General features: G+C 49.3%; 25 protein-coding genes and 1 tRNA gene. 19 read left to right on the forward strand and 7 right to left on the reverse strand.

The window, feature by feature from the left end; genetic code table 11:
• Positions 1 to 7: 7 nt before the first annotated feature.
• The 4 genes from ACE5LO_RS07680 to mnmL all read right to left on the reverse strand — a co-directional run bounded on the left by ACE5LO_RS07680 (position 8) and on the right by mnmL (position 3,586).
• The gene (locus ACE5LO_RS07680; RefSeq protein WP_375519446.1) at positions 8 to 949 is read right to left on the reverse strand and encodes an alpha/beta fold hydrolase; all 942 of its coding nucleotides are present in this window, start codon (positions 947 to 949) and stop codon (positions 8 to 10) included.
• A gap of 44 nt (positions 950 to 993) precedes the next feature.
• Complete coding sequence (locus ACE5LO_RS07685) at positions 994 to 1,968, reverse strand: type I phosphomannose isomerase catalytic subunit (protein ID WP_375519447.1); 975 nt, start codon at positions 1,966 to 1,968, stop codon at positions 994 to 996.
• Positions 1,969 to 2,042: 74 nt separating this feature from the next.
• Positions 2,043 to 2,633, reverse strand: a complete 591-nt coding sequence (gene mnmM, locus ACE5LO_RS07690; protein WP_375519448.1) for a tRNA 5-(aminomethyl)-2-thiouridylate-methyltransferase MnmM — start codon at positions 2,631 to 2,633, stop codon at positions 2,043 to 2,045.
• On the reverse strand, positions 2,633 to 3,586 hold the full coding sequence (gene mnmL / locus ACE5LO_RS07695) for a tRNA modification radical SAM protein MnmL/YtqA (protein WP_375519449.1): 954 nt from the start codon (positions 3,584 to 3,586) through the stop codon (positions 2,633 to 2,635). Before mnmL ends, mnmM begins: the two co-directional genes overlap by 1 nt.
• A gap of 274 nt (positions 3,587 to 3,860) precedes the next feature.
• Between mnmL and ACE5LO_RS07700 the strand changes: the two genes are divergently transcribed.
• Positions 3,861 to 4,058, forward strand: coding sequence for a hypothetical protein (locus tag ACE5LO_RS07700; protein WP_375519450.1), 198 nt, complete (start codon positions 3,861 to 3,863; stop codon positions 4,056 to 4,058).
• 198 nt (positions 4,059 to 4,256) lie between these two features.
• Positions 4,257 to 4,988, forward strand: coding sequence for a tRNA (guanosine(46)-N7)-methyltransferase TrmB (gene trmB, locus ACE5LO_RS07705; protein ID WP_375519451.1), 732 nt, complete (start codon positions 4,257 to 4,259; stop codon positions 4,986 to 4,988).
• Between the two features lie 35 nt (positions 4,989 to 5,023).
• On the opposite strand, the gene ACE5LO_RS07710 is transcribed toward trmB, so the two are convergent.
• Positions 5,024 to 6,157: an MGDG synthase family glycosyltransferase gene (locus ACE5LO_RS07710; protein ID WP_375519452.1), complete on the reverse strand. Its 1,134-nt coding sequence runs from the start codon at positions 6,155 to 6,157 to the stop codon at positions 5,024 to 5,026.
• Between the two features lie 52 nt (positions 6,158 to 6,209).
• Complete coding sequence (locus tag ACE5LO_RS07715) at positions 6,210 to 6,737, reverse strand: phosphatase PAP2 family protein (RefSeq protein WP_375519453.1); 528 nt, start codon at positions 6,735 to 6,737, stop codon at positions 6,210 to 6,212.
• A gap of 635 nt (positions 6,738 to 7,372) precedes the next feature.
• Between ACE5LO_RS07715 and ACE5LO_RS07720 the strand changes: the two genes are divergently transcribed.
• The 8 genes from ACE5LO_RS07720 (at position 7,373) to ACE5LO_RS07755 (ending at position 15,227) form a co-directional block, all read left to right on the forward strand.
• Positions 7,373 to 8,611, forward strand: coding sequence for a glycosyltransferase family 2 protein (locus tag ACE5LO_RS07720; RefSeq protein WP_375519454.1), 1,239 nt, complete (start codon positions 7,373 to 7,375; stop codon positions 8,609 to 8,611).
• Between the two features lie 334 nt (positions 8,612 to 8,945).
• Positions 8,946 to 9,449 carry a translation initiation factor IF-3 gene (gene infC / locus ACE5LO_RS07725; RefSeq protein WP_305753052.1) on the forward strand — a complete coding sequence of 168 codons (504 nt, stop codon included), beginning with the start codon at positions 8,946 to 8,948 and terminating at the stop codon, positions 9,447 to 9,449.
• 14 nt (positions 9,450 to 9,463) lie between these two features.
• Positions 9,464 to 9,664: a 50S ribosomal protein L35 gene (gene rpmI / locus ACE5LO_RS07730; RefSeq protein WP_042205713.1), complete on the forward strand. Its 201-nt coding sequence runs from the start codon at positions 9,464 to 9,466 to the stop codon at positions 9,662 to 9,664.
• 53 nt (positions 9,665 to 9,717) lie between these two features.
• Positions 9,718 to 10,077, forward strand: a complete 360-nt coding sequence (rplT, locus tag ACE5LO_RS07735) for a 50S ribosomal protein L20 (RefSeq protein ID WP_375519455.1) — start codon at positions 9,718 to 9,720, stop codon at positions 10,075 to 10,077.
• Positions 10,078 to 10,497: 420 nt separating this feature from the next.
• On the forward strand, positions 10,498 to 11,538 hold the full coding sequence (locus tag ACE5LO_RS07740; RefSeq protein WP_375519456.1) for a BMP family lipoprotein: 1,041 nt from the start codon (positions 10,498 to 10,500) through the stop codon (positions 11,536 to 11,538).
• 118 nt (positions 11,539 to 11,656) lie between these two features.
• The gene (locus ACE5LO_RS07745; RefSeq protein WP_375519457.1) at positions 11,657 to 13,195 is read left to right on the forward strand and encodes an ABC transporter ATP-binding protein; all 1,539 of its coding nucleotides are present in this window, start codon (positions 11,657 to 11,659) and stop codon (positions 13,193 to 13,195) included.
• The gene (locus ACE5LO_RS07750) at positions 13,188 to 14,267 is read left to right on the forward strand and encodes an ABC transporter permease (protein WP_375519458.1); all 1,080 of its coding nucleotides are present in this window, start codon (positions 13,188 to 13,190) and stop codon (positions 14,265 to 14,267) included. Before ACE5LO_RS07745 ends, ACE5LO_RS07750 begins: the two co-directional genes overlap by 8 nt.
• Positions 14,268 to 15,227: an ABC transporter permease gene (locus ACE5LO_RS07755; RefSeq protein ID WP_375519459.1), complete on the forward strand. Its 960-nt coding sequence runs from the start codon at positions 14,268 to 14,270 to the stop codon at positions 15,225 to 15,227. It begins immediately after the preceding gene.
• A gap of 277 nt (positions 15,228 to 15,504) precedes the next feature.
• On the opposite strand, the gene ACE5LO_RS07760 is transcribed toward ACE5LO_RS07755, so the two are convergent.
• Positions 15,505 to 15,945, reverse strand: coding sequence for a GNAT family N-acetyltransferase (locus ACE5LO_RS07760; protein ID WP_375519460.1), 441 nt, complete (start codon positions 15,943 to 15,945; stop codon positions 15,505 to 15,507).
• A 640-nt stretch (positions 15,946 to 16,585) separates the two neighbouring features.
• Here ACE5LO_RS07760 and ilvB point away from each other — a divergent pair.
• From ilvB to ACE5LO_RS07805, 9 genes are all read left to right on the forward strand, one after another.
• Entirely contained in the window at positions 16,586 to 18,331 is a 1,746-nt protein-coding gene (ilvB, locus tag ACE5LO_RS07765) for a biosynthetic-type acetolactate synthase large subunit (protein ID WP_375519461.1), read from the forward strand.
• 1 nt (position 18,332) lies between these two features.
• A complete protein-coding gene (gene ilvN / locus ACE5LO_RS07770; protein ID WP_375355991.1) occupies positions 18,333 to 18,815 on the forward strand; it encodes an acetolactate synthase small subunit in 483 nt (160 codons plus the stop codon).
• 132 nt (positions 18,816 to 18,947) lie between these two features.
• Positions 18,948 to 19,940 carry a ketol-acid reductoisomerase gene (gene ilvC / locus ACE5LO_RS07775; RefSeq protein WP_375355992.1) on the forward strand — a complete coding sequence of 331 codons (993 nt, stop codon included), beginning with the start codon at positions 18,948 to 18,950 and terminating at the stop codon, positions 19,938 to 19,940.
• A gap of 253 nt (positions 19,941 to 20,193) precedes the next feature.
• Entirely contained in the window at positions 20,194 to 21,270 is a 1,077-nt protein-coding gene (gene leuB / locus ACE5LO_RS07780; RefSeq protein ID WP_375519462.1) for a 3-isopropylmalate dehydrogenase, read from the forward strand.
• A gap of 238 nt (positions 21,271 to 21,508) precedes the next feature.
• Positions 21,509 to 22,048, forward strand: a complete 540-nt coding sequence (locus tag ACE5LO_RS07785; protein WP_375519463.1) for a peroxiredoxin — start codon at positions 21,509 to 21,511, stop codon at positions 22,046 to 22,048.
• 294 nt (positions 22,049 to 22,342) lie between these two features.
• Positions 22,343 to 22,753, forward strand: coding sequence for a hypothetical protein (locus ACE5LO_RS07790; RefSeq protein WP_375519464.1), 411 nt, complete (start codon positions 22,343 to 22,345; stop codon positions 22,751 to 22,753).
• Positions 22,754 to 23,012: 259 nt separating this feature from the next.
• Positions 23,013 to 24,122 (forward strand): ATP-binding protein, encoded by a 1,110-nt coding sequence (locus ACE5LO_RS07795; RefSeq protein ID WP_375519465.1) that lies wholly within the window; start codon positions 23,013 to 23,015, stop codon positions 24,120 to 24,122.
• Positions 24,123 to 24,264: 142 nt separating this feature from the next.
• Positions 24,265 to 25,221 (forward strand): aldolase catalytic domain-containing protein, encoded by a 957-nt coding sequence (locus tag ACE5LO_RS07800; protein ID WP_375519466.1) that lies wholly within the window; start codon positions 24,265 to 24,267, stop codon positions 25,219 to 25,221.
• Positions 25,222 to 25,342: 121 nt separating this feature from the next.
• A tRNA-Gly gene (locus tag ACE5LO_RS07805) sits at positions 25,343 to 25,416 on the forward strand.
• Positions 25,417 to 25,651 lie beyond the last annotated feature (235 nt).

Here is a 25,651-nt window from a genome sequence, read left to right on the forward strand (position 1 = left end):
TATTACTTTACTTTAAGGAGACGGGCGAGAATTGGCGCTGCAGCCAGCCAATGAGGTCGGCTATCACTTCTTCACGGTTGATTTCATGCAGCATCTCATGCCGCCCGTCTGGATACAGCTTATATTCCACCCGTTCCATTCCCAGTTCTTTATACATTTGAATCAGGGAGAGCACGCCTTTGCCAAACATGCCGACAGGGTCCCTTTGACCTGCGAAAAGATATACAGGTTTTGTTTTATCAATTTTGCTGAGGCACCTGGGCAGATGAATCTCCTGCAAAAGCCTGAAGAAAGAATGGAAGAAATCGGTTGTGCAAATGGCTCCACATAAAGGGTCCTGGATAAAGCGGTCGACCTCTTCCGCATCACGTGACAGCCAGTCAAAGCCGGTCCTCACCGGGCGGAAGGAGCGGTTAAACCCGCCAAATACGATAGCGTTCAACAGCAAGCTGCGGTGTTCTGCCCCCTGCAGCATCCCTTGGATTACAGCCAGCCTTTCCCCGAAACGAAGCAGCCTGCGGGGGCCGTTAGTGCCTGAGAGGATAAAGCCGTCGTAGGACTGCTCCGGGTCATACATTACCTTTTGCGTCAAAAAGGAACCCATGCTGTGCCCGAGCAGGATGCGGGGCACTCCCGGAAATTCTGCGGACGCGATCTCGCCCACTTCGATCATATTGCGGGCCATCCGGTTAAAGGCATCCGGGCCCGGATTGCCCAGACTGTTCGAAGAGGCAGCGGTTTGGCCATGTCCGATATGATCATTGGCATAGACGGCGTAACCGCTCGCTGTCAAGTGCTCCGCCAATTCCAGATAGCGGTAGGCCGTTTCGCACATACCGTGCGCGATCTGCACGATACCGTGTACGTCTGCTTCGTTGTCAGGCAGCCAGCGGTACACAAAGACGTTATGTCCGCCATGATCCCACATGGTGAACGTATGCTCTTTCATATTGTGGTGTCACTTCCTTGAATGTACGTCGATAGACGTTTTTCTTATGGAAGGTAGGATCTCAGCACGGTGCTTTCTCCGGTCAGGGAATACTCCCCGAGGTTGGCTGGCAGCAGGAAGCAGTCTCCTGCTTTGCAGGCCAGGGAATCACCGCCGTTATTCCAGGTAAGCACTCCTTTCCCTTCGCAGACAATCAGGATGGTGAAGCTGTCGGGGGTGGTGGACAAATCCCATTTTCCACTTATAATGCCCTTTTCCACCGTAAAATAGTCACAGGTTGCAAGCTGCAGCCATTCGCCCGCTTTGGCTCCCGAGGTTTTCATGGAAGTGGCGCCTGCTCCTTCGAAGGAGGTCACCTTCAGGGAATCCTCGATATGCAGCTCACGCGGCTTGCCATCCAGTCCAGGGCGGTTGTAATCATAAAGCCGGTATGTAGTATCCGAATTTTGCTGGATTTCCGCCACGAGCACACCTGCGCATAAAGCATGCACCGTTCCGGCCGGGATAAAGAAGGTGTCTCCTGCTTGCACCGGAACCTGGTTCAGAAGATCCATGATGGTTCCATTTTCAAGCGCCGTGCGCATACTTTCCGGGGTGACCCCTTCCTTAAGGCCGTAGATGATTTTGGCGTCCGGTTTGGCATCCAGCACATACCACATCTCCGTCTTGCCAAGCTCTCCTTGTGGGAGGCCCTCATAGCTGTCTGTCGGATGGACTTGGACGGACAGATCGTCATTGCAGTCCAGCAGCTTGATCAGAAGGGGGAAGCGGCCTCCTTTTTCGGAGACGCCTTTGCTGCCGAGCCATTCTGTACCGAATTGCTCGCGAAGCTCGTCCAGTCCTTTCCCGGCCAGAGGGCCGTTGACGACAGACGTTGTGCCGTTGGCATGGTCCGCGATCATCCAGCCTTCGCCGATGTGTCCTTCCGGTGGGGTGAGACCGAAGCGTTCCAGGGCTCTGCCGCCCCAGACTCTTTCTTTAAATTCGGGTTGAAATTGCAGCGGATAAGGTTTCAGCATGATTTCTCTCTCCTTCAGCGTAAAAAAATTATAAAAGCGGAATTACCAGAACGGGTGGACTTAAGAAATCCAGGCTACAGCTTGGGTGCTTTCTTCTCCACGGCAACGACGTAGGGAGCTGCAGGACGCTGCAGCTGCCGGTAGATGATGCTCTGGAAGCCGTCCGCAGGCAGTGCGGCGGCCCATTCAGTGACCGCATGAGCCTCTTCCTCTCCGCCGGGATGGCCGGGATAGAGAACAGCCGTCAGGATGCCGCGTGGACGGAGCGTCATGAGGGCGGCATTCATGGCCGGAATGGTGCTGTCCGTTCTCGTAATGAGTGCAGGATCAGCTCCTGCGGCCGGCAGATAGCCCAGATTGAACATGACGGCAGCTACCGCCCCGCGTACCTCTTCGGGCAGCTTGTCCTGGATCAGGGCGTGGCTCTCATGCAGCAGAGTCACCTGACCGAGGGAACCAGGCTCCTTGTCGAGCCGCTCCTGCGTCAGGCGCAGCGACTCCTCCTGGATATCGAAGCTGAATACGCGGCCGCGTCTACCGACAGCTTTGGCGAGGAACAGGCTGTCCGCCCCGGTGCCTGCCGTCGCATCCACCGCCGTGTCTCCCGGCTGAATTCTTGCGGAGACAAGCTGATGGGCATAACTGAGAACCGACAGGAAGCCCATCAGACATTCCTCCAATATTTGCCCTGCCATGAATCGCGGGCACTTAGCTCTTTATCTATCCCGTTGAGAACCTCCCATTTTCGCAATGACCACATCGGACCGATCAGCAGATCTCTGGGCGCATCACCGGTCAGTCGATGTACGATCATTTCAGGCGGGAGGAGCTCCAGCGTATCAACAATCAGTCTGATATATTCGTCCATTTCCAGAAAGCGGAGAAGACCGGCCTCGTACTGCTTGACCATGGGTGTTTTGCGCATCAGATGCAGCAGGTGGATTTTAATGCCCTGAACATCCATTTGGGCGACGGCGCGGCCGGTGTCCAGCATCATTTCATGCGTCTCCTGCGGAAGGCCGTAAATGATATGGGTGCAGACGCGTATGTTGCGTTTGCGCAGCTTTTCCACCGCTTCCAGATAGCACTGGGTATCATGGGCCCGGTTAATCAGCTGTGAGGTGGATTCATGAATGGTCTGCAGTCCCATTTCAACCCACAGATAGGTCCGTTCATTCAGCTCTGCCAGATAATCCACGACATCATCGGGAAGGCAGTCAGGGCGGGTGGCGATGGAAAGTCCGACAACTCCCGGCTGCTCCAGAATCACCTCGAAATATTCGCGCAGTTCCTCGACGGGCGCATACGTGTTGGTGTAAGCCTGAAAATAGCCGATGTATTTGGCGTTTGGCCATTTCAAATGCTGCCTGTCCCGGATCGTATTGAACTGGGTCACCAGATCGTCGCGCCGTCTCCCGGCAAAATCTCCCGACCCGCGGGCGCTGCAGAAGGTGCAGCCTCCCGTGGCAATCGTGCCGTCTCTGTTGGGACAGGTAAAGCCGGCGTCCAGCATGACCTTGAATATTTTTTCCTGAAACTGCTCGCGCATTTCATAATTCCAGGTATGGAACCGTTTATCTCCCCATAAGGCTGGGGGTGTAAGCAAGTTTGAATTCATAAGTGCTCCCTTTATATATTTTGAGAACGGTATGGCTCTCTTTTCAGACGCATAGACCTTATTTATTGTACCAAAAAACAGCTTCAAAAGGGAATTGGAGAAAAGGGGCAGGGGCGGAATTTTAACAAAGAAAGGGCTTTGGATCATTGAAATACATTACATGATATGTTATATTGAAAGCGGAACCAGAAAGTTGAAGCAAACATTGCTGTTCTATTCTGTCCACACATGTTGCAGGTCCGGTCCACTAAAAAATAACCGTGAGGTGATCAGGATGAATACGCCCAGCCACAAGTGCCCTGAGAAGATTTATGTAGAGTTGACGTTCGATGAGGCGCTTGCACTGACAGGGGTGCGTTATCCGGCAAATCAGCACATCGGAACAAGTGCCAGACAAAAAATTCGTGCCGCTTGTGAAAAGACATTTGATTTCTCCCCCAAGGATAAGGTAGACTATGAACTACTGACTTAGTTGGACCCCAATCCAAATATATCGAAAAAGGAATTTCTTCCCGTTATTCATCCTGAGTGGCGGTGGTAATTCCTTTTTCATTTTTACGGCTTTGAATTTCCCGTTTACTTTTGCCGTGAAGTTCGGCACAATATTGCAGGGGACGTGAAGACAAATCATGCGGCCCGACAAGATTATGAGGCATAATGGAGGAATAACATGCGTTTACGCGGCAGAAAAGGAATTCGCGAAAGTCTGGAAGAGCAGCAGGATCTGGTCATTCTGCAGCCAGCACAATATAAAGGGCAATGGGCCCGTCTTTTTGGCAACGACCGTCCCATCCATGTTGAATTTGGCATGGGGAAGGGGCAGTTTATCAGCCAGATGAGTGCTCGCAACCCGGAAATCAATTATATCGGGTTTGATATGTATGATGAGCTTGTGCGCCGTGCCAGCGAGAAGGCACGTGCTGCCTGGAGCGGTTCCGAAGCGGATTCGCCGCCTAACATCAAGCTTGCTTTGGCGAACATTGAACGTATTGAGGAGGTGTTCGAGGCGGGTGAAATTGAGCGCATTTATTTGAATTTTTCAGATCCGTGGCCGAAGAAGAAGCATGCCCGCCGCCGTCTGACACATCCCCGTTTTCTGCAGGTTTATTCCAGATTGCTGAACAGCAGTGGGCAAATCCATTTTAAAACCGATTCGGAAACACTGTTTGAGTTTTCGCTGAACGCGATTGCGGACAGCGGTATGCAGATGACGAACATCTCCCTGAATTTGCATCGGGACGGCATCAATGAAGAGCATGTCATGACGGAATATGAGCAGAAATTTATGGGAAAAGGCATGAATATTCATCGTGTCGAGGTGCTTGTAGGGAAAGAGGCTTTGGCGGAATACAATAAAAGCAGGCTGGAAAAGTACGGCTCACGCAGCGGCGGACAGCAATAATATAATAGCTCCTTTAAACAGGACAAGGTGCTCTCCTAGGAGAGCACCTTGTTTCGTTCAAGCATATCCAGAATGCTCAGCGCACTTTGCATCGGATAATAACGTGCGATGTTTTCGACGTGTTCCTGACGCTTGCGCACAATGGCGGGATAGTCATGCAGCAGCCTGTTCATCCATTTGCCCACCACATCCGGGGATGTGATCGTTTCACCATGCCCCTGGGCAGCAAAATATTGGCTGTTCTCCTCTTCCTGTCCAGGCAGCGGGTTATGGAAAAGCATCGGTATTCCTTTGGCCAGTCCTTCCGAGCAGGTCATGCCGCCGGGCTTGGTGACAAGAAGATCGGAAACCTCCATCAGCTTGTCGATTTCGCGGGTGAAGCCAAGCACATGAACATAAGGATGATGGAAACGGTTGTCCCGCAGCATTTTCTGTCGGATTTTCTCGTTATTGCCCACACAAAAAATGATCTGTATCCGGTCCTTCCAGCGAAGCAGGAATTCATGAAGCATTTCGTCGTTCATCATGCCCCAGCCTCCGCCCATAACAAGCACGGTCGGCATATCCTTCAGGCCGAATTTACTCCTGATTTCATCATGCCCGGGATGCTCCCAGAAATCAGGGTGTACAGGAATGCCTGTCACCTGGATTTTGGTGATCGGCACCCCGCGCAGCCGCAGCTTTCGCTGAACCTCCTCGGTGGATACAAAATACCTGTCCACCTCCGGGCTGATCCAGGTGCCATGCGCATCGTAATCCGTAATGACTGTACATAACGGAACGTGCACGCCAAGGCGCTTCAGCCGGGAAATGACAGCGCTGGGGATCGGATGTGTGCACACGACCAGATCCGGACGCAGCTGCCGCAGTATGCTGCGGGTCTGCGTGTAGAACAGTCGGTGCAGGGCAAGGGTTGTAAATCTGCTCAATGATTTTTTATATTGATGGCGGTAGACCATGCCGACAAGCCGCGGCTGTGAAGTGACAGTTTTTTTATATGCAGTAATAATCAGCGGAGCCATGCGCGGGTTCAAGAAGCTGCCAAGTTCAAGCACCTTTGTTTGCACATTCGGGGACAGCTTGCGCAGGCTGCTCGAGAGCGCGTAGGCGGCTTGCGTATGGCCCGCCCCGAAACCTTCCGATAATAATAATACTCGTTTTTTGGCCACTTTCGGTTCTCCTGTCCCTGCTGATTTGTCCTCCGATTTTACCTTATCGGCTTTAGGGCCATAATGCAAATGTTCCTGCCGCGGCAGCAGAGCCTACTATGGCGCCTGCCAGCACGTCGGAGGGATAATGCAGCCCCAGATAGATACGGGATATTCCGACAATAAACGCAATCGGTGCCAGAATAAACGTCAAAATTGGCGCTTCGGCCATAAACGGCACCGTCACCGAAAAGATGGCGGTCGTATGCCCTGACGGAAATGAATGGTCTGTCAGGGGATTGCGGAATGTATTCGTTTCTGGCAGCGTAATGTAGGGTCTTACCCGTGGATACAGTTTTTTTGCTATAGCAACCGGTATATGGCTGACCGCGAGAGCGATTAAGGCTTTAGCTCCGGTTTCCGCCCAAGGCGAAGGTGCAAGCAGCCAGATCAGAAGCGTGGAGGCGATGGTAAAGGTCGCCCCGCCGAGATGAGTCAGGTAGTATAGCCAGAAATTAAGAAAGCGATTATGAAGGCGTCCATTGATCCATTTGAACAGCCTGTGCTCCAAAGTAAGTAGTTTTATGACTAGGCGATCCATATGACTCCTCCGGTGCCGCTTTTTTCAGCGGCATGTATTTTCAATAAACCCATCATATTTTTAAACGCTTCACATTTCAAGAATTAGAAGCTTGGACCTTGTTTTTTTGACTTCATGCCGCCGGATTGATTAAAATAATTCAGACTGGCGGTGCAGTGATTCAATCTGTGAGAAAAAAGTTATATAAACTTTAAGTTTGAAGTGAATCCATTTCTTTTTCCAAACTCTTCACAATAAAGCAGGACTGATGAGCCTTTTCAACGAAGCAGGATTGTCGAAAGGGGGGGCGAAAGAAATAAAAAGCAAGCAAATGGATGAAAATAAGAACTAACCGCCATGAATGAGAGCTTGAAGTGCAGCATATTCCGTATTCGGGCATTCCGGGTGCTTTTTCTGGAGCATCTTGCATTTTTAAGCTTTTGACAAACGAATGAAAACCAAGGAAAATCGAACATGGCAATCTGATGGAAGGTCCAGCTTCACTCTGCATCGAATCCGGACAATTAGGGGTCTGCAAAAAAGGCAAGCGCCCGCTAGAGGCTGCTGCCCGGGTCAAGTTACGAATTACAGAAAAAAGTTAGAAAGAAAAGACAAAGGTTATTAAAGGGATATTATTTAAGGGGGTAACAGAGACCATGCTGGACGCAATTTTTGTGACAGTGCAGATCATCCTTGCGCTGATCGCAGTGTACCAATTCGCATTCTCTTTGTTCGGTCTGTACCGCAGGAAGAAAAAAGAACAAGCTCCGCCCGTCAAATCGTTTGCGGTGCTTGTGGCAGCGCATAATGAAGAGCAAGTCGTCGGTGCGCTTATGGAAAACCTGAAGCATTTGAACTATCCGAAAGAACTGTACGACGTATTTGTCATTTGTGATAACTGCACGGATAAAACGGCGGATATCGTACGCAGCCACGGGATGAACGCCTGTGTGCGGACCAATCCGAATCTGCGCGGCAAAGGCTATGCGATCGAGTGGATGCTGAAGGAGCTCTGGAATATGCCTCGCCAGTATGATGCGATCGTCATGTTTGATGCGGACAACCTGGCGCATCCTGACTTTTTGCAGGAAATGAACAATGACCTTTGCTCCGGTGCGCGTGTAATCCAGGGTTATATAGATACCAAAAATCCCGAGGATTCATGGATCACGGCAGCATACGGCATTTCTTACTGGTATATCAATCGTTTGTGGCAGCTCTCACGCCACAATCTCAATATGGCAAACTTCCTTGGCGGAACGGGCATGTGCTTTGAAACGAACCTGCTCAAGGAAATGGGCTGGGGCGCAACGAGCCTGGTGGAAGACCTTGAGTTTACTATGCGCTGCACGCAGCGCAATGTGTATCCGAAGTTTAACTATGATGCCAAGGTATATGACGAGAAGCCGCTCACATTCGCCGCTTCTTCCAGACAGCGTCTGCGGTGGATGCAGGGGCACTTTACGGTGGCGCGGCGCTATTTCTTCCCGCTCCTCTGGCAGAGCGTCAAGCAGGGCAGCCTGATTAAATTCGATATGGCTCTGTATGCGATGAACGTGTACACTACTCTGCTCACTTTCCTGATGACGGCTGTCATGTGGGTAGATGCCGTAGTGTTCAATGGACCGAATATTACCAGCTTGTACAATTACTTGCCGCTGTGGATCGGTGTGGTCGCTGTTGGTCTTAACATTGCTACATTTATGACGTCGATGATCCTGGAGAAGGTGACTTACAAAAAAGTATACTTGTATCTGATTCTTTTCCCGATCTATCTGATTTCATGGTTCCCGATTACGTTTTATGCGTTCTTCACGCAGAACAACAAACAATGGAGCCATACACAGCATACGCGCGTGGTGCGTTTGGAAGAGGTTCAGAGCAAGCAAGGGTAAAAGCAAGGCGGTCTTTGACCGCCTTGCTCCATATTCATTCAAGCTGATTTTCGAAAAAAAGGGTTTATTAAGGGTTGACTTGCCTTGCTCTGATGTGCTATCATTTTTGAGTACGTTAATTTAATAAGGTGGATTAGTAAGCAGAAGCTTTGGCTTCTCACCTGTCCGGCGCCGGCTGGCTGGTCTTGATCTGATGATTTGTGAATGGTTATTTTTCATGATGACTTATGATTTAGACAGGGATGTCGGCTGATGAGCCGACATCCCTTTTTTATGTTTCAAACCAAGCTTGACCAATAGGTTCTGGAGGTGGAGTGTTATTAGTAAGGAACATATGATCAATGATGAGATTCGGGTGCGCGAAGTTCGTCTGGTAGGGCCTGAGGGTGAACAAATTGGCATTAAGCCGACCCGTGAAGCCTTGCAAATGGCGATCGACCTTAACTTAGATCTGGTGAATGTGGCTCCTCAGGCGAAACCGCCGGTATGCCGCATTATGGATTACGGCAAATTCCGTTACGAGCAGCAGAAGAAAGAGAAGGAAGCCCGCAAAAATCAAAAAATCGTTGATGTTAAAGAGGTATGGTTCCGTTCCAACATTGAGGAGCATGATTATCAAACCAAGTTTCGCAATGTGGTGAAGTTCCTGAAGGAAGGGGACAAGGTGAAATGCTCTGTCCGTTTCCGCGGACGCGAGATCACTCATGCCAACGTGGGTCAGAAAATTCTGGAACGCGTGAAATTGGAAGTGGCCGACCTGTGCACTGTTGAGCGCCAGCCTAAGCTCGAGGGGCGTGCCATGATTATGATTTTGGCTCCAAAGCTTAAAGATAATTGAGGAGGAAGTAACAAATGCCTAAAATGAAAACTCACAGCAGCCTGAAAGGCCGCTTTAAAATTACTGGTACAGGCAAAGTAATGCGTTATAAAGCGTACAAAAACCATTTGCTGTCCCACAAATCCAAACGTGCCAAGCGTGTCCTTGGAACAAATCCTGAGATGGCTCCGGGGGATGTAAGACGTTTGAAACAAGGGTTGGCTAATCTGAAGTAATTTTGAACATCATCATGCAATAAGCATAAACATTTTTTGGGAGGTCTTTTGATATGGCAAGAGTAAAGGGCGGATTCGTCGTTCGTCGTCGTCATAAAAAAGTATTGAAGCTTGCTAAAGGTTATTTCGGTTCCAAACACCGCATTTTTAAAACGGCTAACGAGCAGGTAATGAAATCGCTTGTGTACGCTTACCGTGACCGTCGTCAGACAAAACGCAACTTCCGCAGATTGTGGATCGTGCGTATCAATGCTGCAGCACGTCAAAACGGAATGTCCTACAGCAAAATGATGCACGGACTGAAACTGGCTGGCGTTGACATGAACCGCAAGATGCTGGCTGACTTGGCTGTTAACGACATTAATGCGTTCAACTCTCTGGCTTCCGTAGCTAAAGAAAAAATTAACGTTTAAGCAGCAGGAACAATAAAAAATAGACCGTCGAATTTCTCGGCGGTCTATTTTTGTGAGAGTGAACCTGCATAACTGCCGAACATTCGCGTAAACAGAGTGAAAGATGGGAATGCTCTATTATAGAACATCTTCGCGTAAACACTCGTTAACAAGCTGATGGTATTATGAAAGTAGAGAAAAAACGAATAAATGTGACATAAAATGATACATTGTTTGTGTTTTGAGCAAAATGGAACGCTTTCATTGAAATTTTGTAAAAAAAATTGACCAAAGGTTATTAGACTGCTGGATTTTGGGCGGTCATGATTGTATAATCTCTAAAGTAGTGTCCTAATGCATGATTCTCGACATCTGAAGACACCGTCTTCAGAGAACGGGAATAGGCCAAAGGAACCAACCATAAGGGGGAACAGATTTAGAATGAAGAAACTTTACAGTATGTCTTTGGTCTTGCTGCTGGCCATTTCGGTAATTCTGGCCGGATGCGGCAACAAAAATCAAAGCGCTAATACCGAAAACGGCGGGCAAGCTGCCGGCGGCGGAGAAGCAGCCAAGTCCGACGTGAAAATCGGTATGGTTACAGACGTTGGCGGTGTAAACGATAAATCCTTTAACCAATCCGCTTGGGAAGCACTGGAAGCCGTTCAAACGGAAACCGGAGCTGAAGTTAAATACCTGCAGAGTAAATCCGACCAGGACTACGATCCGAACCTGAATCAGTTCGTTAAAGGCGGATACAGCCTGACTTGGGGCATCGGCTTTAACCTTGCGAACGCCATTAAAAAGGTCGCCGACGAAAACCCTAACAGCAACCTGGCGATCATTGACAGTGTTGTGGACGCTCCTAACGTAAAATCCGTTACTTTTGCAGAAAATGAAGGCTCCTTCCTTGTGGGTGTCGTTGCAGGGAAAATGACGAAAACCAACAAGGTCGGCTTTGTAGGCGGACAAGACAGCCCGCTGATCAAACGCTTTGAAATTGGCTTTGCGGCCGGTGTTAAAGCAGTAAATCCTAATGCTCAAGTGGTTGTAAACTACACTGGCGCTTTCGATAAGCCAGATCTGGGTAAAGCGGCTGCTGCAACCATCTACAACAATGGTGCGGATATTATTTTCCATGCATCGGGCGGAACAGGAACCGGTGTTTTCAATGAAGCGAAATCCCGTGTGAAATCCGGCCAGCAAGTATGGGTAATCGGTGTGGATAAAGACCAGTCTCTCGAATTCGGCGATGATGTTACACTGACTTCGATGGTTAAGCGTGTAGATGAAGCGGTTAAGAAAGTATCCAAGGAAGTTGTGGACGGCACATTCGCTCCAGGTACTGAAACGCTGAGCTTGAAGGATAACGGTGTAGGTCTGCCTGAAACGAACAAAAACGTTCCTCAAGACGTACTGGATGTCGTTGAAGAGTACAAACAAAAAATCATCAGCGGTGAAGTCAAAGTTCCTGCAGAATAAATCAAGATTGCAGCAATCCCATAATCAGAAGACAAGGCTGGTTCACAATGACCGGCCTTGTTCTTACGTTTGGAGCAATGCTCCCTAATCATTACCAATAAAACTTAAGGGTGATCTCATGGCTGCAGCAACTCCCGTCGTTGAGTTAAAGCAAATCACGAAGCGCTTCCCCGGCATTGTCGCCAACGACTCTATCAGCTTGAAGCTGCATAAGGGAGAGATTCATGCTCTGCTTGGTGAAAACGGAGCGGGGAAATCAACGCTTATGAATATTCTGTTCGGACTGTATCAGCCCGAAGAGGGAACCATCGAAGTAAACGGCAAGCCGATTGCGATTGATAGCCCCAACAAAGCCATTGAGCTGGGCATTGGCATGGTGCATCAGCATTTCAAACTTGTACAGCCTTTTACAGTAACGGAGAACATTGTACTTGGCTCAGAGCCGCGCAAAGGAGTCAAGCTTGATTATAAAAAAGCTGCTGCTGAAGTGAAACGCCTGTCGGAGCAATATGGCCTGCAGGTCAACCCGGATGCGAAGATACAGGACATCTCGGTCGGTATGCAACAGCGGGTGGAAATTATTAAAACATTATACCGTGGTGCGGATATCCTCATTTTTGACGAACCGACGGCTGTTCTGACTCCCCAGGAAATCAACGAACTGATGGATATTATGAAAAGACTTGTCGCCGAAGGCAAATCCATCATTCTGATTACTCATAAGCTGAAAGAAATCATGCATATTTCCGATACAGTCACGATCATCCGCAGAGGTAAGGTTGTGGATACGGTGAAGACGTCGGAGACGACGCCAAATGAACTGGCGGAGAAAATGGTGGGCCGCAGTGTGTCTTTCAAGGTGGACAAGGCTCCGGCAAAGCCGGGCAAGGTTGTTCTGGACGTAAAAGGTCTCACATCCAAAAATAAGGACGGAATTTCCGTGCTTGACAACCTGAGCCTGCAGATTAAGGCTGGAGAAATTGTTGGCATTGCCGGAGTGGACGGGAACGGGCAGAGCGAACTGATCGAGGCTTTGACCGGACTCCGTAAGGTGGATAGCGGTACAGTGACTTTGCTTGACAAAGACATTACGAACCTGACTCCGCGGCATGTATCGGAAGCAGGGGTCTCCCACATTCCTGAAGACCGGCACAAGCATGGGCTTGTACTGGATTTTTCCATGAGTGAGAATATGGTGCTGGAAACCTATTACAAAGCGCCATACAACAAAAACGGGTTTCTGAACTATGATGCAATCAATGAACAGGCCAAAGGTTTGATCGAGCGCTTTGATGTGCGGACACCAAGCATTCAGACGAAAGCCCGTTCCCTGTCGGGGGGGAACCAGCAGAAAGCGATCATTGCGCGTGAGATTGACAAAAATCCGGATTTGCTGATTGCTGCGCAACCGACACGCGGTCTGGATGTCGGGGCGATTGAATTCGTACAGCAGCAGTTGATTGCACAGCGGGATCAGGGCAAAGCGGTATTGCTGATCTCCTTTGAGCTGGATGAAATTATGAATGTTTCAGACCGCATTGCTGTTATTTATGAAGGTCAGATTGTCGGCGAAGTACTTCCGGAAGAGACAAATGATCAGGAGTTGGGCCTGATGATGGCAGGCAGTACGGTGAAGAAAGGAGCAGAGCATGGCTAATTTTCTGAAGTGGTTTACAAAAGACTCCTTCATTCTCGCTATTGTTGCTATTGTTATGGGCCTCGTACTGGGTGCACTTGTTATGCTGATTGGCGGTTATAATCCGATTGATGCGTACGGAGCACTGTTTGAGCGTGTCTATGGGGACACCTATAACTTTGGCGAAGCCATTCGGGAAATGACACCTCTGATTATGACGGGTCTGGCCTTTGCATTTGCTGCGAGAGCTGGTTTGTTCAATATCGGCGGTGAAGGGCAGTTTTTGATCGGGATGACGGCTGCCTCTGTTGTTGCAATCCAGCTTAAAGGATTGCCTGCGATTATTCATGCGCCGTTGGCGATCATTGCAGGAGCTTTATTCGGCGGATTGTGGGCGGCTCTGGCCGGCTATCTCAAGGCCAAACGTGGAGTAAATGAAGTTATCACCTGCATCATGCTGAACTGGATTGGGCTGTATGCTGCGAATCTGGTGATTAACCGGTTTATGCTTTTGGAAGGGCAGAACCGTTCAGTTGATATTCAGCCTACGGCATCGATTTCGATTGACTGGCTGTCCCAAATGATGGGTAATGCGCGCGTGCATTGGGGGACGCTGATCGCAGTGGCTGCCGCGGTATTTTTCTATATCTTTTTATGGAAAACGAAGCAGGGTTATGAGCTGCGTTCGGTAGGCTTCAATCAGGATGCCTCAAGGTATGCTGGCATGAATGTTAATCGGAACATTGTCAAGGCCATGTTTATCAGCGGTACGTTCGCTGGACTGGCGGGGGCGTTTGAAGTGCTGGGTGTGTTCCATTATCAGTCGGTAATGGCCAGCTCACCGGGGACAGGCTTTGACGGCATTGCAGTAGCGCTGATCGGCATGAACAACCCGTTTGGTGTTCTGCTGGGGGCAGTGTTGTTTGGAACGCTTACTTATGGCTCAGCAGGCATGAGCTTCGCAGCGGATGTGCCACCTGAAATTACGCGTATTGTGATTGGCTCCATCATTTTCTTTATAGCGGCTCAGGGAATTGTACGCTGGGTGTTGAAGCCGTTCTATTCCAAACGCAAGAAAGAGAAGGTGTTGTAAATGGACCTCATAACACTCGGCCAAATCATCAATACGACACTCGTTTTTGCGACAGCACTTATTTTTGCATCGCTGGGCGGGATCTTTTCAGAGCGGTCTGGTGTCACGAATCTGGGGATTGAAGGCTTGATGATTTTTGGGGCCTTTGCCGCTGCAATCGGCGGATTTTACGCTGAAGATGCCGGGATGGGAGGAACGGCTGCTGCATGGATCGGAGTGCTTGCTGCGATCGTGTTCGGTGTGATCGTTTCGCTCATTCATGCGGTTGCGTCCATTACCTTCAAGGCGGACCAGGTGATCAGCGGTATCGTCATCAACTTTCTGGCTGTCGGCAGCACCCTTTACCTGGTTAAGCTCCTGTTCGACGGTTCAGGTGAGTCGGAGCTGATTCAGGGTTTTACCAAGCTGAGCATCCCGGGGCTAACGGATATTCCGTTTATCGGCAGCGTGTTTTTCAACGCATATCCAACAACATATCTGGCCATTATCCTGGTTATTGCCGGATGGTATGTATTGTACAAAACACCTTTCGGTCTCCGGTTGCGCGCAGTGGGTGAACATCCGAGCGCAGCGGATACCGTTGGTGTTAAAGTTAACCGTTTACGGTATATCGGTGTCATGATCAGCGGTGCGCTTGCCGGTCTTGGCGGGGCGACCATCACGCTGACAACGACAGGCACCTTCTCGCATAATACGATTTCAGGGCAAGGTTATATCGCGATCGCCGCCATGATTTTCGGGAAGTGGAATCCGATCGGCGCTCTTGGGGCGGCTGTATTTTTCGGATTTTCGCAGGCGATCCGCAACTATGTGCAGTTGTTTGCCTGGTCGCAAAGTATTCCCCAGGAAATTATTTTCATGCTTCCTTACGTACTCACGATCATTGTACTGGTAGGCGCGGTAGGCCGTTCCAGCGCTCCCGCAGCCCTGGGACAGCCGTATGATCCGGGTAAACGTTAATTTGTAACTTTGATTGTTCAGGAAAGAGACTTTTCATATGATAAAGCCAACCAGAGATTTCTGGTTGGCTCATTTTATTTATCGCCTTATGATGGCGATAGGCTGAAAAACGCCATTCTTTTAAGGACAAACCCCCGATCACAAGCGAAGCAATGGTTTTAAGTCCGGATATGCACGGAGCAGCGGAGAGGACGAAGCAATTCCGGAAAAGCGGAGCGGTCGCCTTTGGCCCGAAGGGTCAACAGCGATTGAAGGAATGCTTCGTTCTCGGAGCGTCTCACAGCATTTTGCTCATTTCATAACAGCGATTCCAGGAGTCATGATGTAAAATGAAGTAGCCTTGTTTCCTGTAAAAGTGTATTCCGCGTATATTGTCATCGTCCACCATTAGCCTGGAGAAAGTATAGCCTTTGGTGCGGCCCAGAGATTCGGCATGGGATAAGAGGGATTTTCCATAACCTTTTCCCTGAGCTCCTGATGTGACAGCCAGCATGTCAATGACCATGATGTGCCGGTACAGAAGCAGATGAATAAAACCGTGCAGAATCGAAGGGTTGGTTTCATACGCAACAAAGGTGATACCCTGATCGAGGCGCATGGGCAGCTCTTTGCGGGTTTTCTGTATAAGCGAGGGATGCATGTGAGATAATGGAACTAGCTCGTTATCGATTAATTGTCTGATCTGTTTATCATCTTTCTTCATGCGGAGGCGGATCATTGAGCAATTCCTCCCGTTGGCGGCCGGAAAATAGCTGCCGGTCCGGCTTTGCCAGTAAGTGATGGCAGGTAAGCATATGCCTTGCCACAGCATATGCTCACATACCGTTTTTACGTGATAGGCAATGTCCTGGATCAACGCCTAAATTTGGAATAATCCGCCTTTTGAAAAATAAAGATCATTTTTTGTTCACGAAACTATTGACTATCCCTGCGAAGGGGTCATATAATGTGTCTAAACATTTTAAGAATTGCATGAACATATCGGCGATGAAGAGGACGAAGTTATAAGGGCCCTGTTGTCCAGAGAGTGGAATGGCAGCTGAAAGTTCCACCAATAACCCTTACATACGAGCTCACCTCGGAGCTATTTTCCTGAAAGGCTGTGCACAAGCAGCTTATTAGGGGAAATCGTACAGTCTACGTTACAGACGTCAGTGTATAAAAAATGGTGCTTTACATCGATGGTTTTTTATACCTGCCAAGGTTTGATCCCGTGAGGGGTCAGACAAATTTGGGTGGTACCACGGAAGTCACAACCTTTCGTCCCTTGTCAGCAGTTGAATCTGCTGGAAGGGGCGAAAGGTTTTTTTGTTTTGCGAATGTAAGATGGGTGTAATCTACAAGAAGGAGGAAGACTCATGAGTGCTCAATTCCCTGAGGCAAGGTCAACCGATGAATTACGAGAAAAATGGATGAAGCCTGAAGTCATTTCAGGCTCGGAAATCCTGCTGCGCAGCCTGCTGTTGGAAGGTGTCGAATGTGTTTTCGGTTATCCGGGAGGGGCTGTACTCTATATCTATGACGCGATGTATGGCTTCGAGGATTTCAAGCATGTGCTGACACGTCATGAACAGGGTGCCATCCATGCTGCCGACGGATATGCCCGTGCAAGCGGAAAAGTTGGCGTGTGTATTGCGACTTCCGGACCGGGGGCAACCAATTTGGTCACTGGAATTGCGACCGCCTATATGGATTCAGTGCCGCTGGTAGTCATCACCGGTAACGTAGTCTCCTCGCTGATTGGGACAGATGCTTTCCAGGAAGCCGACATTACGGGCATCACGATGCCGATCACCAAGCACAGCTATCTGGTACGGGATGTCGAGGAGCTGCCAAGAATCATTCATGAGGCATTCCATATTGCAAATACAGGCCGTAAAGGCCCGGTTCTTATCGACATCCCGAAGGATATATCTGCTGCCAAAACGCTCTTTATGCCTCATACCGAGCCTGTGGCGATGCGCGGCTACAATCCTCGTGTTGTGCCCAACAAGCTGCAGGTTGACAAGCTGATCCAGGCGATCAGCGAGGCTGAGCGTCCAATGATTCTGGCGGGCGGGGGCGTGGTATATTCGGGAGCCCATGAAGCGCTTTATGAGTTTGTCACATGTTCGGAAATTCCGATCACGACAACGTTGCTGGGCCTGGGCGGTTTCCCGAGCGGTCACGAGCTGTGGACGGGAATGCCAGGGATGCATGGAACCTACACATCCAACCTTGCCATTCAAAATGCGGATCTGTTGATTAACATCGGAGCACGCTTTGATGACCGCGTTACCGGCAAGCTGGACGGGTTTGCGCCGAAGGCCAAAATTGTTCATATCGATATCGATCCTGCTGAGATCGGCAAGAACGTACCGACTGACATCCCGATTGTTGGTGATGTAAAAACCGTGCTTGAAATCGCCAATCAGGATGTAAAGCGGGCGGACAAAGCGGATGCCTGGAGACGGCAAATTCAAGCCTGGAAGACAGAAAAGCCTTACAGCTATAACGATTCCGACGAAGTGCTGAAACCCCAGTGGGTTATTGAAATGCTGGATGAAACGACCAAGGGCGAGGCCATCGTAACGACGGATGTGGGCCAGCATCAGATGTGGGCCGCCCAATATTATAAATTCAACCAGCCGCGCTCCTGGGTAACCTCCGGCGGACTTGGCACGATGGGCTTTGGCTTCCCTTCCGCGATCGGCGCCCAGATGGCCAATCCGGACAGACTGGTCATTTCAATTAACGGAGACGGCGGTATGCAGATGTGTTCGCAGGAGCTGGCTATCTGTGCCATCAATAACATCCCTGTTAAAATCGTCGTCATCAACAACCAGGTACTTGGCATGGTTCGGCAGTGGCAGGAGCTGATTTACGATAACCGTTACAGCCACATTGATCTTGCCGGCAGCCCTGATTTTGTCAAATTGGCTGAAGCTTATGGAGTCAAAGGCCTCCGGGCCCGGAACAAAGAAGAAGCCCGCGATGCATGGCAGGAAGCGATGAATACACCCGGACCCGTTCTCGTCGAATTTGTGGTCAATAAGGAAGAAAACGTCTATCCGATGGTGCCACAGGGAGCGGCGATTGATCAAATGCTGATGGGGGACGAGTAACATGATGAAGCATACGATTGCGGTACTGGTGAATGACCAGCCTGGTGTCCTGCAGCGAGTGTCTGGTCTCTTCGGTCGGCGGGGGTTTAATATTGAAAGTATAACCGTCGGCGCGTCTGAAGAAGCCGGGCTCTCCCGGATGGTCATCGTAACACCGGGTGATGAGCATACACTGGAACAGATTGAAAAGCAGCTTTATAAACTGATTGACGTCATTAAGGTCATCGATTTGAGCTCCAAGCCGATGGTCGCTCGCGAGCTCGCGCTGATTAAGGTCAAGGCTGAGCCGCCGCAGCGGCCGGAAATTATGGGCGTTGTCGATACATTCCGCGCCTCCGTAGTCGATATCGGCACCTCGAGTCTCATGGTTCAGGTTGTAGGGGATACCGACAAAATTGATGCGATGATTGAACTGCTGAAGCCATACGGTATCCGGGAGCTGTCCAGAACCGGCGTAACCGCCATGGTGCGCGGTAACCTGTAAAAAGACATTTGCAAACTTTAGTAATGCAACGCTTCACCCTCAATGAGCGGGAGTTCCAGCAGACTCCGCAGTGAGTCTTTTGGAACACCCGCTCATTATGAAGGGTCTCAAATAAAAGGAGGAATTTTTACCATGCCAGTGACAACGTATTATGAAAAAGATGCAGAACTTAGCGTATTGAAAGGAAAAACAATTGCCGTTATCGGTTATGGCAGCCAGGGCCATGCTCAAGCACAAAACCTGCGTGACAGCGGTCTGAGCGTTGTTATCGGCCTGCGTGAAGGCAAATCCTTCGAGGCAGCGAAAAATGATGGCTTCGAAGTGCTGCCGGTTGCGGATGCTGTAAGCCGTGCTGATGTGGTGCAAATTTTGATGCCTGACGAGACTCAAGCCTCTGTATACAAAAATGAAATTGAGCCTAACCTGAAAAAAGGCGCTGCTCTGATGTTCTCCCACGGCTTCAACGTGCATTTCGGCCAAATCGTGGCTCCGAAAGACAGCGACGTGCTGCTTGTTGCTCCGAAATCCCCGGGCCACATGGTTCGCCGTACGTATGCTGAAGGGTTTGGCGTACCGGGTCTGATCGCTATTGAACAGGATGCAACAGGTCAAGCGAAAGAAATCGGATTGGCTTATGCAAAAGGTATCGGTTGTACCCGTGCAGGCGTTATCGAGACTTCCTTCCGTGAAGAGACTGAAACGGACCTGTTCGGCGAGCAGGCGGTACTGTGCGGTGGTGTAAGCGCACTCGTTAAAGCAGGCTTTGAAACGCTGACTGAAGCAGGTTATGCTCCGGAAATGGCATACTTTGAGTGCCTGCACGAGTTGAAGCTGATCGTTGACCTCATGTATGAAGGCGGCCTTGCCAGCATGCGCGATTCCATCAGCAACACGGCTGAATATGGCGACTATGTCACTGGTCCGCGTATCGTAACCGAAGAAACGAAGAAAGCGATGAAAGAGGTTCTGACTGATATCCAACAGGGTAAATTCGCGCGTGACTTCATTCTTGAAAACCAATCCGGCCGTGCTTTCCTGACAGCAACGCGCCGCAATGAAGCGAACCACCAACTCGAAGTCGTGGGCGGTCAGCTGCGTGAAATGATGCACTGGATCAAGAAATAAAACGGATTACAGCTGTTGTCAATACCGGCAATCATACCGATATCCCTACAATGCGGCCATGCTTATGCGTGAGCCGCATTGTGGTTTTAGCAAGAGATGCCTAAATAGGATGGTGGAAGGGATCTCTGACTTGTTTTATAGGCAAATCCTATTAAACTGATAGATTGTATATCTTGGTCAAAGCGATGTCAGATATGATAAAAAGGATAATAGCAATGGGCTGGAACGCTCAAGAACAAGAGGAGTGACGGAAATGGCCGAAGTGAAAAAAATCGCTGTAATCGCTGGAGACGGAATTGGTCCGGAAGTGGTGGCGGAAGCGGAAAAAATCCTGAAACGGGCGGAGGAGCTTTATGGGTATTCATTTGAAACCGAGCATGCTCTGTTCGGCGGAATTGCCATCGACGAGAAGGGCACGCCTCTTCCCGAGGATACTCTTAAGGTGTGCAAGTCGGCGGATGCCGTTCTGCTTGGGGCTGTAGGAGGCCCGAAATGGGATAATAATCCGAAGGATCTGCGCCCGGAAACAGGCCTGCTCGGTATTCGCAAGGAGCTGGGATTGTTCTCCAACCTGCGTCCGGCTGTCATTTTTGATTGCCTGAAGGACGCGTCCACCTTAAAGCCGGAAGTGCTTGAAGGAACGGATCTGATGGTGGTTCGCGAGCTGACGGGCGGAATTTATTTTGGCGAAAAGTTCAGACGTGAAGGCGCTGGCGGACAGGAAGCGGTGGATACCTGCGTATATAATGTAACGGAAGTGGAGCGCATTGTCCGGCAAGCGTTTGAAATTGCACAGAAGCGCCGTAAAAAACTGGCTTCGGTGGACAAGGCCAACGTGCTCGAAACGTCCCGTTTGTGGCGTGAAGTAGTAAACCGGATTGCTCCGGAGTACCCGGATGTCGAATTGGAGCATGTGCTTGTCGACAACTGTGCGATGCAGCTGCTGCGCCGTCCGGCAAGCTTTGATGTGATCGTGACGGAAAATATGTTCGGCGACATTTTGAGCGATGAAGCGGCTATGCTGACGGGCTCCATCGGCATGCTGGCATCGGCGTCGCTTGGGGAAGGAAGCTTTGGCCTGTACGAACCGGTTCACGGTTCGGCGCCGGATATTGCCGGGCAGGGGCTGGCGAATCCGATTGCAACGATTTTGTCGGTAGCCTTGATGTTCCGTCTGACGTTTGGTTATGACAAAGCGGCGGATGCCATTGAAAAAGCTGTCGCAGAGGTGCTGGATGCGGGCCATCGTACAGCCGATATCGCGACAGACAAGAGCAAAGCGATTTCTACGACTGAAATGGGCGATCTGATTGCTGCGGCCATGAAATAAGCACAAACCTGAACAGCCTGGCTGCAGAACAGCAGAGAGCCAGGCTGTTTGGGTATCAAAAATTTGTCGATTTATCTCCTTATTTATATTAATTATAAAAAAATAATCCCTATAATCTTGACTTTATTGAAGTCGGATGATACCATTTTTAATGAAAAAAATGTTTTACGAAATCATACAGTGAATCAAGAAAAACACTCATGTTTTTCTTACATATTTCAAAGGAGGATTTACAGAAATGGCAGAAAGATTAGTTGGTAAACCGGCTCCGGATTTCACGATGGAAACTGTTACAGGCGACGGACAGGATTTTGGTCATGTCAAGCTGTCTGACTATCGCGGAAAATGGCTCGTATTCTTCTTCTATCCACTTGATTTCACATTCGTATGCCCTACTGAAATTACAGCATTGAGCGAAGCATTTGCCCAGTTCAAAGAGCTGGATACCGAAATCCTGGGTGTCAGTGTTGACTCCGTACATAGCCACAAGGCTTGGATCAACACACCGACAGACAGCAACGGTCTGGGACAGCTGAACTTCCCGCTTGCTTCTGACATTACGAAACAAGTTGCACGTGACTATGGCGTACTGATCGAAGAAGAAGGGGTCGCGTTGCGCGGTCTGTTCATTATCGATCCGGACGGTGAACTGAAATACCAGGTTGTTAACCATAACGATGTAGGCCGCAGTGTTGAAGAAACTCTGCGTGTGCTGCAAGCATTGCAATCCGGCGGATTGTGCGCAATGAACTGGAAGCCTGGCGATAAAAATCTGTAATAGTGATTGTTAAATCGATTTTTCAAGCCCCCAATAGCGGTTACAGCCGACTGTTGGGGGCTTGCTTGCCTGAATGATGAGGACCGTCTAATTTTGTTTACATTTGCAGTAAATCGTTGAAAGAAGAAATATACGTTTTACAGGTGACGGAAGGAATTAAGCGTATACAGAGCGAATAGGGTAGTAAGAAAAAGCAAATATCAAATAAGTAACAATGCCGTTTTCGCCGCGTCGGGTACATGGTTTGAACGATAGAAGTAAACCAGGTTATGTTCAGAGGAGGGTGAGCGCCAGATGAGTTTTTGCTGCGGAGCAAGTATGGTGGGAACCAAGGGGACGCTGAAGCATTACCGTACGCAGGTTCATAATGTGCCCTTGCTGGTTTGCCCGGTGTGCCAGCGTATTGAAGTTCATTACCGTGTGGAGAACGAGTACGAGATTCTTGCGGAATATGCGCATGGCGATGGTGCAACCGAGATTGATTTTCAGGATTATGTGATGGAAGACGAGGATGCCATCTTTGAGAACTGTGTCAGCAGGGAGAGTGAGGACCCGCTTGAAATTGTAAAGCGGCAGATCGATATCTCGCTGGATCTGCTTACTGTCGCCAAACAAATTGAAGACGAGAAATGGCAGGGTGAGCTGAAAAGAAGGCTGGCAGTCATGAGTCAGAGACGCTCTCGCCTCCAGCATAACAAAAGTTAGCATATAGGTATATCGTCGCTTGCAAGGGGCAAAAGACAGAAGATTCCGCTATGTGGAAGCTTCTGTCTTTTCGCTAATACGCAAAAAAACAGATTAAAAAAATTTATGCGTTCGACAGGATTTTCGATTGACTGAAAACGGCAATGTTGTCTATCATTAAATTACGAGGCAATTGGAAATAGGTGGTTGTTTGTTTTTTAGTTGGTTTGCAGATGCCCGAAACGGCCAGTTTATCAACCGGTACAAGGGGGACCCCGGCATGATCAACGGATTTCATGAAACGATGGTTGATTCGATCTCACCCTTTCAATCCACCCAATTAGTCAACAATAAATACGAAAATGTTTTGGAGCATTTAGACAGCGGGATTATGCTTTTTGACCACGAAGGTGTCGTGACGTTCATTAACGTTCAGATGGCCAAGCTTCTTGAAGTATCCAGAGCAGCACTGACGGGATGTAGCCTTGTCAATATGTTAAAACATCCGGAGTTGAACCGCTTCAAACGAAAGAAGATACTAAGAATTTACCGTGAGACCATCTTCCACCGAAAGCGCTACCATGAGCTGATTGACGAATCCGGACGCCATTGGCTGATTACTGTAACTTATGGAGATCAACTGGATGGCGATATTTTGTTCAGTTTGAAGGATGTAACGGATTATAAGCAAATTGAGCAGACCGCCTATCAGAATGACAAGCTGGCCATGCTTGGGCGCATATCTGCTTCCATCGCTCACGAGATCAGGAATCCTCTTACAGCTATCCGGGGCTTTATTCAATTGCTCAGGCCCCATCTCCTTCAGCTTGGCAAGGATGAGTATGCCAAGATCATCCTCTCGGAAATTGACCGGGCGAATGATATTATTTATGAATTTCTGAATTCGTCCAAGCCTTCGGCGCCTCAGAAAACCGTGCTTCCCGTTGCCAACCTGCTCAAGGAAGTTGCCTTGCTGACCGAGAGTGAAGCGCTGATGAAGGATTGCGAGATTATACTGGTGGATAACCCTGATCCCCTTCAGGTTTCCATTGATGTCAAGCAAATCAAACAGGTTATTCTGAATATTATCAAAAATGCGATGGATGCGATTCAAAACGTGGATGATGTGCGTCCGGGCACCATTCAGATTGCAGTGGCCAAGGAAGGGCGCTATGCGGACATTTTGATTGCGGACAACGGGCAGGGGATGGATCGCCATACCCTCTCCAGACTGTTTGATCCCTTCTTTACGACCAAAGAGAGCGGGACAGGCCTTGGCTTATCCGTAAGCTACAGAATTATCAAGAATCATGGCGGATTTATTCATGTCAATAGCAGCCAGGGGGAAGGAACCGAATTTCGGATATCTCTGCCTTTGGTGCAAAAATGAGGGTGAAAAATAGGACCGTTCCCAAAAAGCTGTCAGGTTGAGGCTGAGGGAGGTCCTTTTTCATTTGACCTTTACTTTTGCAGACCCGTTCAAGTATGATGAGTGGAAATAGACTTGGTCTTTTGGAAGGAGAAACAGACAGATGAAGACGAATCATAGTAAAATCGTGGATTGTACCATCCGGGACGGCGGATTGGTTAACAATTGGGATTTCAGTGTGGAATTTGTTCAACAATTGTACACCGGACTGAATGATGCTGGTGTTGATTATATGGAAATCGGATATAAAAACTCACCGAAGCTGCTTAAAGGTGCGGACAAAGCGGGCCCTTGGCGCTTCCTGGACGATGAATTTTTGCGCAAGGTTATTCCTCAGAAGGGTCATACCAAGCTGTCTGCGCTCGTAGATATCGGCCGTGTGGACGAGAACGACATTTTGCCGCGCAGTGAAAGCATGCTTGATCTGATTCGGGTAGCCTGCTATATCAAGGATGTGGACAAGGCCCTTGAGCTGGTTAACATTTTCCATGAACGGGGATATGAGACCACCATCAACATTATGGCCCTGTCCAACGTGATGGAGCATGAGCTGCTGGAAGCCTTTGAGCTTATTAAAGACAGCGTGGTGGATGTTGTCTACATTGTCGATTCTTACGGAAGCCTGGATCACAAGGATATATTGCATCTGACCGAGAAATTCAAGAAGCATCTGCCGAACAAGCGTCTTGGCGTTCATGCGCATAACAATCTGCAGCTGGCTTTCTCCAATACGCTGATTGCTGCCGAGCAGGGCGTAGAGCTGCTGGACGCATCCGTTTACGGCATGGGACGCGCGGCCGGCAATTGCCCGACCGAGCTGCTGGTAACCCATCTGAAGCATACGCATTACAAGCTGCGTCCGGTGCTCGACATCATTGAGAACCTGATGATCCCTCTTCGTGAGAAAGAAGAGTGGGGATATATCATTCCGTACATGATCACAGGCACCCTGGACGAGCACCCACGCTCGGCTATGGCACTGCGTGCTTCGGAGGATAAAGACAAAGCTGTTGATTTCTACGACAAGCTGACGACGCCTGAAGTATCGTTTGAGCAATAATAAGACCGGTTTTACCAGGAAAGCGCATGCTCTTCGGAGGATGCGCTTTTTTTGCCGGTTGCATTTTTTTTATGATTCAGTTATATTATTAATCAGCTTCGAATATGATTTTATTAATCGCGCGGGTGTAGTTCAATGGTAGAACTCCAGCCTTCCAAGCTGGTAGCGTGGGTTCGATTCCCATCACCCGCTCCATACTAATGAACAATTGGCCTTGCAAGAAGCAGGCTTTTTTTTCGGATTATGAATAAGCAATAAATGCCTTGATGGAGAGAGTAGGCAGTGCCTGGCGCACAGGGAGGGAACGCCGTGGATTGAGAGCGTTTCTGCAGACACAGACCTGTTGAAGTTCACTCCGGAGCAGTCCCTTGAACATGGATGTACCCATGCGTACGTCAGGAAAGTAGAGGGTACCGGTTCACGGCCGTTA

The organism is Paenibacillus medicaginis (assembly GCF_042138635.1).
Lineage (GTDB): Bacteria > Bacillota > Bacilli > Paenibacillales > Paenibacillaceae > Paenibacillus > Paenibacillus medicaginis.